Genomic DNA, 12,994 nt, shown 5'->3' with positions numbered 1-12,994 from the left:
GTATACTTTAATGAAAATGTACTTCTATATTCCACTTCTTTTTGCTAACAAAATTTGTTATTCTTTAAAAAGATTCTGTTGGTTAAGGAGGTTTTAAAAATGCAGGAATATTGCCAGAGTTGTGGTATGCCCCTTGAAAACTCCCTTCGTGGAACAGAGGGGGATGGCACCGTATCTCACGACTATTGCATCTATTGTTATAAGAATGGTGAATTCACTCAACCTCACGTGACGATGGAAGAAATGATCAATATTTGTATTCCCCATATGCTAAAGTCAGGTTTCGATGAAGAAGAAGCCCAAAGAATGCTAAGCGAGTTCCTTCCTACATTGAAGCGATGGAAGAAGTAGAAGCGATAAAGCTAAGACGCTGACACGCAATCAAAGTGGAGAAGTCGTCTCAATTCTTTCTTCTGACGGCCTCTCCTCACAGCAAACGTTGATTGCGAGGTTTCTTAGGCCCTTCTCTGCAGTGTCTTGTATGAACAATCTCATCAGCAGATGTTCGTTGAGCGGGGTTTCTGATGGTTCCTCTCTGTATCTCCTTGATGAGCCCCGCCCTTGCTTCTATCCTTGCTATTGGCAGCACTTTGTTCCTTTGTTGCCGGCTAAAATACTGCCGCGAGCCGTAGTGATAGTCGTCGCCATGACAGGTTTCGTTCCGTGGTTGCCGGCTACATTCCATTCTCTTTCCGGTACAAAATAATATCCTGTACAGTTACAACGGGGAAATTATGTTTCTTCGCAAAAGCCGCTACTTCAGGCAAACGAGCCATTGTTCCGTCGCTATTAGTGAGTTCGCATAGTACCCCGTACGGTTTCAATCCGGCGAGCCTCATAAGATCTACATTTGCCTCAGTATGCCCGTCTCGTTCCAAAACGCCTCCCTGTTGAGCCCGCAGTGGGAACACGTGGCCCGGATGTCGCAAATCACACGGTTGAGCGTCGTCAGCTATTGCGGCTTTAATCGTTCTCACTCGATCTGCGGCTGAGACGCCAGTTGTTACCCCTTCCGCAGCTTCTATGGAGATGGTGAAAGCAGTCTGGAATCGACTGGAGTTATGAGTTACCATCATGGGAAGTTCCAAGGATTGAACTTTCTCGGGGGTGAGGCAGAGACACACGATGCCGCTACATTCGCGAATAAGCATAGCCATCTGCGGCACAGTTAAACTTTCGGCAGGGAAAAAAAGGTCTCCTTCGTTTTCTCTATTCTCATTGTCTGTAACCAACACGCCACTTCCAGCACGAAGGGACTCCAACGCTTTCTCCACTCGCTCAAGGGGAGAGCCATAGGTGTTAAGCAACATACTATCCATTCTCAACAAATCCTCCTAAGTAGAAAAATAGAAATAGCAGGGCGGGAACTCTATCAGCGGCCTCTTCTTTTCTCCACAAACAAGCAGAGAAGGATAGTAGATCGCCTGATCCTCTTTCATCCGGACTATTACCGTCGGCTCTGGAATTTAACCAGATCTACATTTTTCTTTCAGAAAAATGTGCGCGGGCTTTCCAGCTTGAACTGGTATACCGCCGATGGGGAATTCCACCCCGCCCTGAGAACCGGCTTTAACACTGTAGCTTCAATAAGACAAGAAGTCAATAAAATAACATCATAATACTATTTACACAAATACTCCTTGCCATCTTTTATTAATATTCTGTTATTATACTGTGTATGTTTCAAGTCTGAACATAATGGATAATGCGTCGTATAATAAATAAAAAAGAGCAACTGCGAGAGAGAAGAAGTGTTGGAGCCTAAAATGGAGGTTATTGGTAGTGATAGATAATTTTGTGGTTTTATTTGCGTTATTTTTTATTTTTATGTTCATCCTCTCGGCGTTTTTTTCGGCGAGTGAAACAGCGTACTCAAGTGTCAATAAAATACGGCTCAAACGCTTTGTAGAGGAGGGCCGGAGAGGGTCCAAACGAGCGTTGGGCTTGGCGAAGGATTTCAATAAAACCATTTCAGCCATCCTCATTGGGGGAAATATTGTCGATATTCTTATGACGTCTGCTGCTACTGGAATTCTTTCGGTCCTTTTCGGGCCTATTGGGGCTGTATATGCGACGCTCCTCATGACGGTACTCATTATTCTATTCGGTGAAATTCTTCCTAAAGCTTTTGTAAAAGACAAAGCGGAAAACTTTGCTTTAGGTGCCGCCTCTCTCGTCCATTTTTTTGTTGTCTTACTTTCACCCTTAACGTGGTTAACCACCCGTCTTTCCCAGCTTTTACGAGGGAAAGACAAACCGGCTTTTTTGCCCAGCGTTACCCACGATGAGCTATGGAGTATTGTGGAGACCATGGGGGAAGAGGGAGTTTTGCCGGAAAGCGAGAAAGATTTGATAGGGAGTTCTATCAACTTCTCTGAGATCGAAGTTTGCGAAGTCCAGACGCCGCGGGTCGATCTTTTTGCTGTGAATGTAAACGAACCTATTGAGAACGTGAAGAATTTATTGCTTAAAAATCATTATTCCCGGGTTCCCGTATATGAAGGAACCTTTGATAACATTATTGGAATCCTGAACGAAAAAGATTTTTTGAACCAGTATATTAACGAGGGGTCTGTGAATATTCGTAGTATCATGTCTCGCCCCCTCCTCATTGCGGGGAGTGCAACCCTTATGGATGCCTTGAAAATGTTACAGCAAAACAAGGCCCATCTCGCCGTTGTTTTAGATGAATATGGTGGAACGTCGGGTATTATCACACTTGAGGATATTCTTGAAGAGTTGGTAGGGGAAATTTACGACGAACATGACGATTTCAAAGAGTATTTTACTCAGGTGGAGGAAAATACATATCTAGTCAGTGGAGACGCGTACTTAGAGGATCTCTTCGAGACGTTTTTGCATTTCTCCCATACGCCGGAAAGCGAATCGAGTACTTTGAATGGTTGGCTTTTCGAACAATTTAAAACGCTCCCGGCAGTAGGAGCGACTCTGGAATGGGGGCCTCTTCGTTTTGAAGTAGTGAAGGTCACCGGACAGAGGATCCAGAAGGTCCGAATTTCTAGAGATCCCAACTACAAGGAACCAGACGAGGAAGATAAAGAGCGAGTGGTGATTTTGTAGCAGTAGCATGGTGAGACGCGCTTCATATGCGCTCGTCCTTTTCGTTGCATGAACATAGTGAGCCCTGACAGTTATGAAGCTCTTTGCAATGGGAAGTATAAGCAAATCGTTCTGGTGAGTGCTCGTCTCGTTCTAATATTATGTCCCAGTGACAGAGGGAGGAGAAAGAAAAAGGTCTCCTCCCTGCATGTTTTTACGGATTATACGGTTCAAAAACCGCTAAGAGAGCTCCATCATGATAAAGCTCCAGCCTGTTGTCTACTATTTTGAACCCGCTAACCAGCTCGAGGGATTCTAAATAGAGTTTTTCTGTCTCCATTGCCGACTCACAGTATCGTCTCGTCGCTGCTATTGGCCCCATATAAAGCTCCTTGCCTGTTCTGGAATAGGGACCGAAAAAGTTGTTGCAACCAGCGTAGCCTGTAACACGGTGAGCCTGTACATCAAATCTGAGAGTCATTGGCTGATTATCGGAGGGACTAAGCGTTGAAATTGTTTCCCCACGAAGGAGTGTGAGTTTCCACACTCTCTCTTCAAGATGAGAGGAGCTTTCCTCATCGCATGTTCGGTTTGGCTGTACCTCTATAAATCGGTCTATAACAAGCATCTCTTCTATTTCGTCGCCCTCCATGGCAGGACGCATGGCTAGATGGGCCTCGACAACGGCATATACAGGCTTGCCCGCTTCATGAGGAAGGGCGGTATATGCTTGTTCAAGGGATAAATATCCTTTTTCCATAGCTACAGGGAAAATTTTGCCAGTAAAGCAATCTGTAAAAAAGGCTGCGTCAGCCATATAGGAAAACATCCCTTTCATAGGGATAGGGGAGAGGTGTTCTTCCACTCGCGTCTTTCTAGAAAGGGTGTAATTGAGGGAGGTTACAGACCTCCTACCTTCATAATCGAGCATGGTTATTTTCTGAGGGGAATCTATGGCGAAGAGAATTGTTTCAGTGTCGCTCTCATGGAGAGTGATTATCCCTCCATTTTTGGAAAGAGACCACCAGCCTAGAGAAGCAAAGGTTTCGTCTTTTCCTTTTTCAGCCTCTATATACGTGATATCGAGTTGATAGAGCCTGTCTGGACGAACCGTTAACGTATAAACAATCCCTGGTCCGTCAGCTGCGGGAAGAAGTCCCTGATAGGTTGCGGGAAGTTTCAATAGTTCTTCTGCCTCTTTGTTGATAAGAACGGAAGGATCTTTTTTTAGGGTCCCGCCCATATCCGAAGGTATCTCTTCTTGGCTTGGCGTTAGCAGGGTCAGGTGTCCTTTAGCATTAGAGATAAAGAAAAACGAAGTATCGGGATAATCGGGGTTAAGCTGATAGACTAGAGCATCGGGATTGCTAACTGTCCCTCGAAGAGATTCCCATTCACCACGGAGGGTGAGGGGAAGTTGTCCAGCCTGGTTTTCTAAAGAAGAGATGGTCATAACGTAGTTTTTAGCCTGCAGTGTGGATGCGTCAGAAAAAAGAGTTAAATCCACTTTGGAAGCAGTTTCATCAAGAGACAGTTTCAATTCCCCAGAGAAATGTTCTGCTTGAATGACCGGCATCTCTTCAGCTGATGCTCCTATTGTTATAGAGAGGAGAACGAAGAGAGCTATACTTAAAAAGAAAAGATTTTTTTTGGTTGTTGTCATGATGAACCTCCTCGTATGAACGTAAAAAAAGTTTAACATATTTAATGCAAAAAAAGTAGGGAAGCTAGGTGGGTAGCTTCCCTACAGGTACAGAGGAGAATCGGAGAACCAAACTTTTTTGTGCAAAAAACAAATACAGTAACAACATTTTAGACCCATAGGCGTTCTCTTTACGGGGTATGTAACACATTTTTTATAATAAGTAACACGATTATCCTAAGGAATTTCCCTCTAAATGTCAAGAGGTAAAAGATTTATTTATTGTCTGACAGCTTCGCTCAGGATTTTTTTGAAAAGAGGTGAGAACACAGGTAAAAAGATGTTTATTGCCAGGCAGGCTTGTGGCGAATCTAACTCTCTAGCCATAGGTTTGCCAGACAGGTGGGATATTCCTCCTGTCCCTTGACAGGACGTATAGAGATATTATTAGATGGCACATGAAGAATACGACTGCGGTGAAGGGAAAGCGCGGTTTTAATTGAGGTGGTAGCAGGTGTTTGATCTTCCTTTAGCTTTTTTAGTTACGGCGGTTCTTCTTGTTTTAAGTATTCTTTCGAGTAAGCTCGCCGATCGTTTTGGTTTTCCCGCCCTTCTCATGTTTCTCGTAATAGGGATGTTGGCTGGGTCAGACGGTCCTGGCGGTATACAGTTTGATAACGCAGCTGCTGCCAATATGGTAGGAACTGTAGCGTTAGCTTTTATTCTCTTTGCTGGAGGGCTTGACACGAACTGGGAGAGCATTCGTCCTGTTCTGACACGGGGCATTCTTATGGCTACGGTGGGAGTTGCCCTTTCAGCCTTTTTTATGGGACTCTTTATTCATTTTGTTTTAGGATTTTCCCTCCAAGATGGGCTCTTGCTCGGTTCCATCGTTTCATCTACTGATGCTGCTGCTGTTTTTGCAGTGCTCAGATCGAGGCGCGTCAGTTTAAAAGACCATCTCAGAGCTTTTTTAGAGCTTGAGTCTGGTAGTAACGACCCTATGGCTATTTTCCTAACCCTAGGTATTTTGCAGATTATGGCAAGAGATACTCTCTCTTGGGGGGAGTTGTTGCCTCGTTTTGCCATGCAGATAACTATGGGTGTTGTAGCGGGATTCATTATAGGGAAGGGTGCGGCGTGGGTTATGAATCGAATCCGCCTAGATTACGAGGGGCTTTACCCTCTCTGGGGAGTCAGTATTGTGTTGCTTACATACGGAGTGGTAGAGAAATTGGGGGGGAACGGCTTCCTGGCGGTGTATTTATGTGGCCTTATTTTAGGAAATGGCGATTTTATTTATAAACGAAGTCTTATCCGGTTTCACGATAGCGTGGGATGGCTTATGCAAATCATCATGTTCTTAGTCTTGGGCCTTCTGGTGTTCCCCTCTCACCTTCCTGCAGTAGCGTGGGAAGGGTTGCTATGCTCTGCTTTCCTCATGTTTGTGGCTCGGCCGGTATCTTTATTTCTGACCCTTATCGGGAGTAAATTCTCTATCCAGGAGCGTATCTTATCTGCTTGGACCGGTTTACGTGGGGCTGTCCCCATTGTATTGGCAACGTTCCCTCTTTTAATGGGGCATCCTAAATCTGAGGAAATATTTAATGTAGTGTTTTTTATAGTCTTGACGTCAGTTCTATTACAGGGAAAAACGTTAATGCCCCTTGCCCGTTTCCTAAAGGTGGATAAGCCGTTAGTTCTGCGGGCACGATACCCTTTGGAATTCGATAAAACGGAAAATGATGTTCGAAGCGAGACGAGGGAGTTTGAAATTCTACCGAGTGCTGATGTGGTGGGTGAACCTTTGGAGAATCTGGGATTGCCTAAAGATGCCCTTGTTTTACTTGTGAGACGAGACAACCAGTTTCTCGTGCCGAGGGGACATACAGTATTGCAACCCTACGATACGTTGCTCGTGCTGGGGGAAAAGGAGGCTCTTCTTCAGACGAGAAAGATACTCCTCAAAACTCATGCTTCAGAGGAATAATTGTGGAAACGCAGGAAAAAAGAAGTTTCGAGGTTTCTAGAAACTGTGTTGAGAAATAAAAATAAAGCTCTCGACATGTATGTGTCGGGAGCTTTTCTTTATTTGCGCCACGTTGCCGGAATGAGAAGGATAAGAACGGTATAAAGCTCTAATCGCCCCAAAAGCATGCAAAGAGAAAAAACCCATTTCCCTGCGGCTGGAATGGCGGCGTAATTTTTAGTAGGGCCAACCATGCCAAGGCCGGGTCCTATATTCCCCAATGTAGCAGCTACTCCAGATATGGCCGAAACCAAATCGAGTCCCAATAAGGTCATAATTAAACTTGCCAGTGTAAATAACCCTATATAAAGCAGGAAAAAAGCGGATATGGACCCCACTGTTTCCTTGGGGATAGTATGGCCAGCCACTTTCGTTTGAATAATGGCGTGGGGATGGAGAAGCCGATATAGCTCTGTACGAGCATGGCGGGCGAGGACCATAATGCGAAGATTTTTGATTCCACCGCCTGTAGACCCGGCACAGCCGCCAATGAACATTAATATAAGGAGCAAAAACTGAGTGAAAACAGGCCACAATTCATAATCAGCTGTGACAAAACCGGTGGTGGTTATAACGCTTACAACTTGAAAGGCGGCATATCGCAACGCATCAAAAATATTAGTATAGATGCTTTTTCTCAGGAGGAGAGCCGTAATGGCGAGGGTGCTTCCTGTAGTGATCCAGAAATAGAAACGAAATTCTTCATCTTTCCACCATGCATTCAATTTCCCCCGAAGAAAATGGTAATGGAGCACAAAGTTGCATCCGGCAAGGAACATAAAAATAGTAATGACCCAGTCTATGTATGGACTGTTGTAATAGCCTACACTGGAGTTTTTAGGCGAGAATCCCCCTGTGGCCATAGTGCCGAAAGTGTGGGTCAAAGCATCAAAAAGATTCATACCCCCAAAGAGGAGCAATATGGTTTGGAGGATGGAAAGAAAAACATAAACGCCCCAGAGCAGCAGAGCTGTTTGCTGTATTCGAGGTGTCATTTTCTCAGGGATGGGGCCGGGAACCTCAGCCTTGTAAAGATCCATTCCTCCTACGCCGATAAAGGGCAGAACAGCTAAGCTCAGAACGATGATTCCCATGCCTCCGAGCCAGTGAGTAAGGTCGCGCCAGAAGAGGATTCCTCGAGGTAATGCCTCAATATCCGTAAAAATAGAAGCGCCGGTTGTTGAAAAGCCTGAAATAGCCTCGAAAAATGCGTCGGTAAATGTGGGAGCTGCCCCATAAAGATAGTAAGGAAGCCCACCAATTATGGAGGCTGTTACCCACGAAAGAGTAACAACGGCAAAGGCTTCTTTAACTCCTAAGTCCTGGTAGTTTTCTTGTTTCCCCCAGAGATGGAGAATTAATGAAATACAAAAACCTGAAACAATAGAAAACGCAAAGGCTTGTACATCTTGGCTTTTATCGAGGATAGCCCAGCTTAGCGGCCATAACATAAAAAGAGAGATCATAGCGGAAAGAAGAGCTAATACTCTTGCTACAAGGCGAAGTCGCATTCTTATTTCACTCCAAGTTTTTCCACAGCTATAGGCATAAGTTCAGATGAGGCAAAAAGAGTTACCAGGTCGTTTCCCTGGAGGGTCGTTTCTCCTTTGGGGACGAACACTTCATTTCCACGCCGGATAAGAGCTACAAGAATCCCTTTGGGAAGCCCCAATTCTGCCATGGATAGACCAACAACGGGACTTGTTTCGGGAATAATGGCTTCGAACATTTCAGCGTCTATCTTTTCGAGAAGAGAGAGTGTCCCCATCCCTGATGGGTAGCGAACGTTGCTCATAATAACTGAAGCTAACGCCTGGTTGGGATTGACCATAGCATCTACGGAAATATAGTTGTCCAGACGCATGTACATCTGTCTGCGTACAACGGCGATAGTCTTTTTGGCGCCAAGAGCTTTTCCTACCACGCCAAAAAGAATATTGGCTTCATCGCTTTCCGTAGCGGCAACTAAGCCATCAGCTCCCTCTATTCCCTCTTGACGCAGCAACATCTCATCTGCGCCGTCTCCGCAAAGAACCAGCGTTTTCTCCAGCTCTGAAGCGATTCGTTCGCATTTCTCTCTGTTATGGTCGATAAGGCGGATATCCAGATGTTTATACTGTCTTTCCAGACGGCGGGCAACTTGATAGCCCAGTTTCCCTCCACCTATAATAATAACTCGATGAAGAGGGGTACTCTTTTCCCCTTGAACCATTTCCTCCAACCGCCATATTTGATCTTTGCGGGTGGCTATAAAGCAGAGGTCCCCTTCTTCCAAAATATTGTCTCCGTAAGGGACAAAACCACCGCCGTTTCGTTGCACATATACGATGATGGCTGTTATTTGAGGGTAATGAAAACGGAGATCCTTCAGGGGCACGCCAATGAGGGGGGAATCATGGGCTATGCGAAAGGCATAAATACCCGCTACTCCTTCAAACAGTTCTGCTGCGTCCATAGCAGAACTGACGGTTAGTAACTCTATAATCTGGCGGGCTACAGATCTTTCCGGAGAGCTCATTACGTCTATGCCCAGACTTCGAGCCCAATCAGGGCTGTCGGTGTATTCAAGGCCCCGAGCCCTTGAGATCACCCGTTTGACGCCGGCCCTTTTTGCAATCCAGCACGCCATAATGTTGACTTCATCGCGGTTCGTACACGCGACAAGAATATCGACTGAACACCCAGGGACAACCCCGGCTTCGGCAAGAACCGATGGGCGAGATCCATTTCCACGAATAGCAATAACGTCTAGTTCGTTGTCTACCTTTTGTGCCCGTTCCTCATCCTCTTCAATGACGGTAATATCATGTCCTTCAGCTGAAAGACTTTTTGCTACGTGGTAGCCAACTTCTCCTGCTCCGACGATGACAATGCGCATAATAAAATTACCCCTGCTTCCGCATTTTTATTTTCTGTTCATGTGTGTAAAACAATCATAATCCTAGCAGAGGCTCGAGGAAACGCAAGAAAAATCTGATTGCCGAAATAAAAGAATTCTTTGCCCACAACCCCTTGACGTAGACGGCATCCCTGGCAATGTGCCGACGCGACAGACACCAGCTCGCTGAGAATGGCTTACCTGACAACATGTCAACGCAGAAAACGTCCCTGTTTTTTCTACGAGGGAATAAGCCAATATGGAGATTCGGGAACCATCCCTTCAAAAACAGAGAGAACTTTTTCCGCTGCATTTCTCCCAGCATGAAGGAAGAACAACTGGGACATTTCTGAAACAGTATATCGAAGGATCTGCTCTGGATAAAGAATATTCTGGAGTCTTCTGAAGAGGAGTGCGGCAAGGCGCCCAATCCTCTCCAACGGAACTTTTCCGTAAAGAAGATATAAATTTCGCAGCGTTCCACTGAGCCACGATGGATCCTGATGTTTGGTCCCTTTCCCGATAATGCCCTCTATTAGAGTTTCTTTTTCGCTATCGAAGGGAGCCTTAAAATAGCTATGGATCTGTGGAAAGACGTGGCCAGACAAGTAGTATACCGAAGCGACAGAGAGATCTTCCATTGTGCAGTTCCGATCTTTCTTATGAGTGGTATCAAGGGTTAATCCATAAGGAATACTTTCCGTCCTTGTTGTTAAAAGAGCTTCTGATGTAAAGGCTCGGCCATGAAAAGATGCCATGTGGGCGGTAGTCCATCCAGTTTTCACCTCTCGAATGCTCCAAAACTCCCCATGCTTTTCAGGAATATCGATGTACATACTTGCATAATGTCCCCATCTCCAGCCGGGAAGAAGTTCCCATGGCAGGTGGGGAGCAGCGCTTGCAATACTAGATGTCACTACCTCCATTTGTACTATTTTCATAAACTGCCGTTCTGGAAGGGTGTCGTATAGATAGGGCAAAGCAGCCTCCCCCATAGCAGAAAGAATTTGGTGCCATCTCTGAGCTATATTTTCTCCAGTTTCGTTATTCTGTTCTGCTGCTAAAAGTGTGCTTTTATAGAGGGATACTATAAAATCTTTCCAATCAATGAAGCGATCATTGACATGAGCTATAGAGGGGATTTTTACTTCTTGGCTAAAAGAAGGGAGCCATACTGTTGGATCGTGAATTATTGAATCGAAAATATCTAACCGTAACAGGTGTTCCATATGCGAGCTGAAATTGAGAGCTTCTCGTACCAGATCCGGAGGATACTTGGAATAGAGCACTCTTTAACTCACCTCCACAACCTTGTTCTGCAAAATATCCATACTATGCCACTCTTTCTCGTTTTAGGGAAGTAAAAACTACCTAAATCGTAAAATTTACTCTCTTTTTTGAAAAAGCTCTTTTTCTATTCTTTTTATCGTGATAGGCTGTACTTAATATCAAATCACAAAGAGGGTATTATGACAATACATTTTAAAAATGAAAAACCATTCATTCCACCTTTTATTGTCTTAACGTTGGGAATAGCCGCCATATCTACAGGAGCCATTTTTGCCAGGCTAGCAGATGGCGTCCACCCTCTTGTCATCGCAGCATACCGAGTGGGGTTGGCCTCCCTTATCCTCTGTCCTCTGGCCGGGCTACATTGTAAAAAAGAAATCTCCCTTTTACAACCAAGGGAGTGGTGGGCTCTTTGTTTGGCAGGAATATTTTTAGCGCTGCACTTTGCATTTTGGATATCATCGCTGTTTTATACTTCAGTAGCTAGCTCTGTTGTTATTGTAGATACAATTCCTGTCTGGACAGCTATACTCTCTCCTATAGTGACAAAAGATTTAGTGCGCAAAAAGACAAAGATAGGCATAGCAATTGCTTTTGCAGGGGGAGTGATTATCAGTTTGGGGGATTTTTCCCTCGGCGAACAGGCCCTATGGGGCGACTTTTTAGCTCTTCTGGGGGCGTGGACGGCTACATGCTATTTTCTGTGTGGCCGGATAGCACGACGAAAAATCTCGTTGCTTACCTACACCTCTCTTTGTTATGGCATAGCTGCCCTCTGTCTCTGGAGTGTTATATGTGTGAAAGGGGTGCCGGTACGGGGTTTTGACCTTTCTGTATGGGGCGCCTTCTGGGGAATGGCTCTGATCCCCCAAATACTTGGGCATAGCAGTTATAATTGGGCTCTTCGGTATGTCAATCCTGGTGCCGTGTCTGTAGCTCTTCTTGGAGAGCCGGTGGTCAGCTCTTTCCTGGCGTGGCTGATTTGGGAAGAGGCAGTGGGAAAGGCTGTTTATAGCGGAGGAGCGTTAATTTTGCTTGGCATATATATTGTCTCTCGAAGTGAGGCCGCATAAGGAGATTTCTCGGAGCGAAGCCTCATAAGTAGGTCTCTCGGAGTGTGATGCTTCATAAGAAGTTTTCTCGGAAGCGAGGCTTTAGAAGAGGGATGAGCTTGCCTTTTTATTCCGGACGAAAAGGAGAAGATGAGACATTATGGAATACCGCTCTGTTTTTATTTCAGACGCACATTTGGGAAGCAGATGGAGCAAAGTTGAAGAATTGGCCTCTTTCCTTTCTTCTATTATTTGTGAACGTCTCTATTTAGTGGGGGACATTCTCGATGGATGGAAATTTAAACACGACGCTCTGAAGAGTCGCTCGGCTTATTACATCCTTCAGCTGCTTTTAAAGTTGTCAGAAAAGATGGAGATCATCTATATTCCCGGCAATCATGACGATTTCCTTGACCAATATGAAGGAACAACTTTGGGCGGAATACACATACGCAGAGAGGTTGTGCATATTGCTGCTGATGGTCGGAAATATTTGGTTGTGCATGGAGATGAATATGATGGCGTGTCCAGTCATACTCATTGGCTTGCCAGAGCGGGAAATGTCGCATATGAAGCGACGTTATGGTTTAACGAAGGGATTAGCGGACTCTTTTCTTTTGCAGGGAAAAGACCTCGCTGGTCATTTTCTCGATGCCTCAAACGGGGAGTGAAATCCATAGTGAAACGTATGAGCGGCTACGAGAACAAAGTTTTGAGAGCAGCAGAGCTGCGAGGGTTAGATGGCATTATTTGCGGGCATATTCATTATCCTGCCATGAGGCGGATCAAAGACATTTTATACTGCAACACGGGAGATTGGCTTGAAAGTTGTTCTGCCGTCGTGGAAGATCGAAGCGGAGCCTTAAGATCTTTTTATTGGCGTCCATTTTTTACTCCAGCCCAACAGGCGTTGGATCTTCCTAAAATAACAAGCCTTTTCCCGTTGTCAGAGATACCGTTACCTTTCCTCAGCTGCAAAAGTTAATACTATTATGTAAAATTGCTTTGTATATTAACGAGAGGATGTAATAATATCTCTGCCG

Annotated in this window: 11 protein-coding genes and 1 riboswitch; of the genes, 6 read left to right on the top strand and 5 right to left on the bottom strand. The window is 45.1% G+C overall.

The window, feature by feature from the left end:
* Positions 1-99 precede the first annotated feature (99 nt).
* Positions 100-351: a zinc ribbon domain-containing protein gene (locus B4J50_RS02535; protein WP_024821953.1), complete on the top strand. Its 252-nt coding sequence runs from the start codon at positions 100-102 to the stop codon at positions 349-351.
* 130 nt (positions 352-481) lie between these two features.
* Complete coding sequence (locus B4J50_RS02530) at positions 482-706, top strand: hypothetical protein (protein WP_156923340.1); 225 nt, start codon at positions 482-484, stop codon at positions 704-706.
* Here B4J50_RS02530 and ribB read toward each other — a convergent pair.
* Entirely contained in the window at positions 675-1,319 is a 645-nt protein-coding gene (gene ribB, locus B4J50_RS02525; protein WP_024821954.1) for a 3,4-dihydroxy-2-butanone-4-phosphate synthase, read from the bottom strand. The two genes, B4J50_RS02530 and ribB, sit on opposite strands and share 32 nt — an antisense overlap.
* 104 nt (positions 1,320-1,423) lie before the next feature.
* Positions 1,424-1,568: riboswitch (FMN riboswitch) on the bottom strand.
* A gap of 214 nt (positions 1,569-1,782) precedes the next feature.
* Between ribB and B4J50_RS02520 the strand changes: the two genes are divergently transcribed.
* On the top strand, positions 1,783-3,081 hold the full coding sequence (locus tag B4J50_RS02520; RefSeq protein ID WP_156923341.1) for a hemolysin family protein: 1,299 nt from the start codon (positions 1,783-1,785) through the stop codon (positions 3,079-3,081).
* Positions 3,082-3,274: 193 nt separating this feature from the next.
* On the opposite strand, the gene B4J50_RS02515 is transcribed toward B4J50_RS02520, so the two are convergent.
* Positions 3,275-4,723 (bottom strand): copper resistance protein NlpE N-terminal domain-containing protein, encoded by a 1,449-nt coding sequence (locus B4J50_RS02515; protein WP_286846877.1) that lies wholly within the window; start codon positions 4,721-4,723, stop codon positions 3,275-3,277.
* A 493-nt stretch (positions 4,724-5,216) separates the two neighbouring features.
* Between B4J50_RS02515 and B4J50_RS02510 the strand changes: the two genes are divergently transcribed.
* Positions 5,217-6,692, top strand: a complete 1,476-nt coding sequence (locus B4J50_RS02510) for a potassium/proton antiporter (RefSeq protein WP_286846875.1) — start codon at positions 5,217-5,219, stop codon at positions 6,690-6,692.
* 98 nt (positions 6,693-6,790) lie between these two features.
* Here B4J50_RS02510 and B4J50_RS02505 read toward each other — a convergent pair whose 3' ends face one another.
* The 3 genes from B4J50_RS02505 to B4J50_RS02495 form a co-directional block, all read right to left on the bottom strand.
* Complete coding sequence (locus B4J50_RS02505) at positions 6,791-8,242, bottom strand: TrkH family potassium uptake protein (protein ID WP_286846873.1); 1,452 nt, start codon at positions 8,240-8,242, stop codon at positions 6,791-6,793.
* Positions 8,243-8,244: 2 nt separating this feature from the next.
* Positions 8,245-9,609, bottom strand: coding sequence for a Trk system potassium transporter TrkA (trkA, locus tag B4J50_RS02500; RefSeq protein ID WP_286846871.1), 1,365 nt, complete (start codon positions 9,607-9,609; stop codon positions 8,245-8,247).
* A 239-nt stretch (positions 9,610-9,848) separates the two neighbouring features.
* Entirely contained in the window at positions 9,849-10,898 is a 1,050-nt protein-coding gene (locus B4J50_RS02495; RefSeq protein WP_286934725.1) for a hypothetical protein, read from the bottom strand.
* 180 nt (positions 10,899-11,078) lie between these two features.
* Between B4J50_RS02495 and B4J50_RS02490 the strand changes: the two genes are divergently transcribed.
* The gene (locus B4J50_RS02490) at positions 11,079-11,972 is read left to right on the top strand and encodes a DMT family transporter (protein ID WP_286846867.1); all 894 of its coding nucleotides are present in this window, start codon (positions 11,079-11,081) and stop codon (positions 11,970-11,972) included.
* 139 nt (positions 11,973-12,111) lie between these two features.
* Positions 12,112-12,936, top strand: coding sequence for a UDP-2,3-diacylglucosamine diphosphatase (locus tag B4J50_RS02485; protein WP_024821962.1), 825 nt, complete (start codon positions 12,112-12,114; stop codon positions 12,934-12,936).
* Positions 12,937-12,994 lie beyond the last annotated feature (58 nt).

It is taken from the genome of Aminobacterium sp. UBA4908 (genome assembly GCF_002398115.1).
Taxonomy (GTDB): domain Bacteria; phylum Synergistota; class Synergistia; order Synergistales; family Aminobacteriaceae; genus Aminobacterium; species Aminobacterium mobile.
This window is presented reverse-complemented; position numbering and strand designations above follow the sequence as displayed.

Coding starts and splice junctions, on each gene's coding strand:
- B4J50_RS02535 (WP_024821953.1), top strand. CDS start 100: ATGCAGGAATATTGCCAGAGTTGTGGTATGCCCCTTGAAAACTCCCTT.
- B4J50_RS02530 (WP_156923340.1), top strand. CDS start 482: ATGAACAATCTCATCAGCAGATGTTCGTTGAGCGGGGTTTCTGATGGT.
- ribB (WP_024821954.1), bottom strand. CDS start 1,319: ATGGATAGTATGTTGCTTAACACCTATGGCTCTCCCCTTGAGCGAGTG.
- B4J50_RS02515 (WP_286846877.1), bottom strand. CDS start 4,723: ATGACAACAACCAAAAAAAATCTTTTCTTTTTAAGTATAGCTCTCTTC.
- B4J50_RS02505 (WP_286846873.1), bottom strand. CDS start 8,242: ATGCGACTTCGCCTTGTAGCAAGAGTATTAGCTCTTCTTTCCGCTATG.
- trkA (WP_286846871.1), bottom strand. CDS start 9,609: ATGCGCATTGTCATCGTCGGAGCAGGAGAAGTTGGCTACCACGTAGCA.
- B4J50_RS02490 (WP_286846867.1), top strand. CDS start 11,079: ATGACAATACATTTTAAAAATGAAAAACCATTCATTCCACCTTTTATT.
- B4J50_RS02485 (WP_024821962.1), top strand. CDS start 12,112: ATGGAATACCGCTCTGTTTTTATTTCAGACGCACATTTGGGAAGCAGA.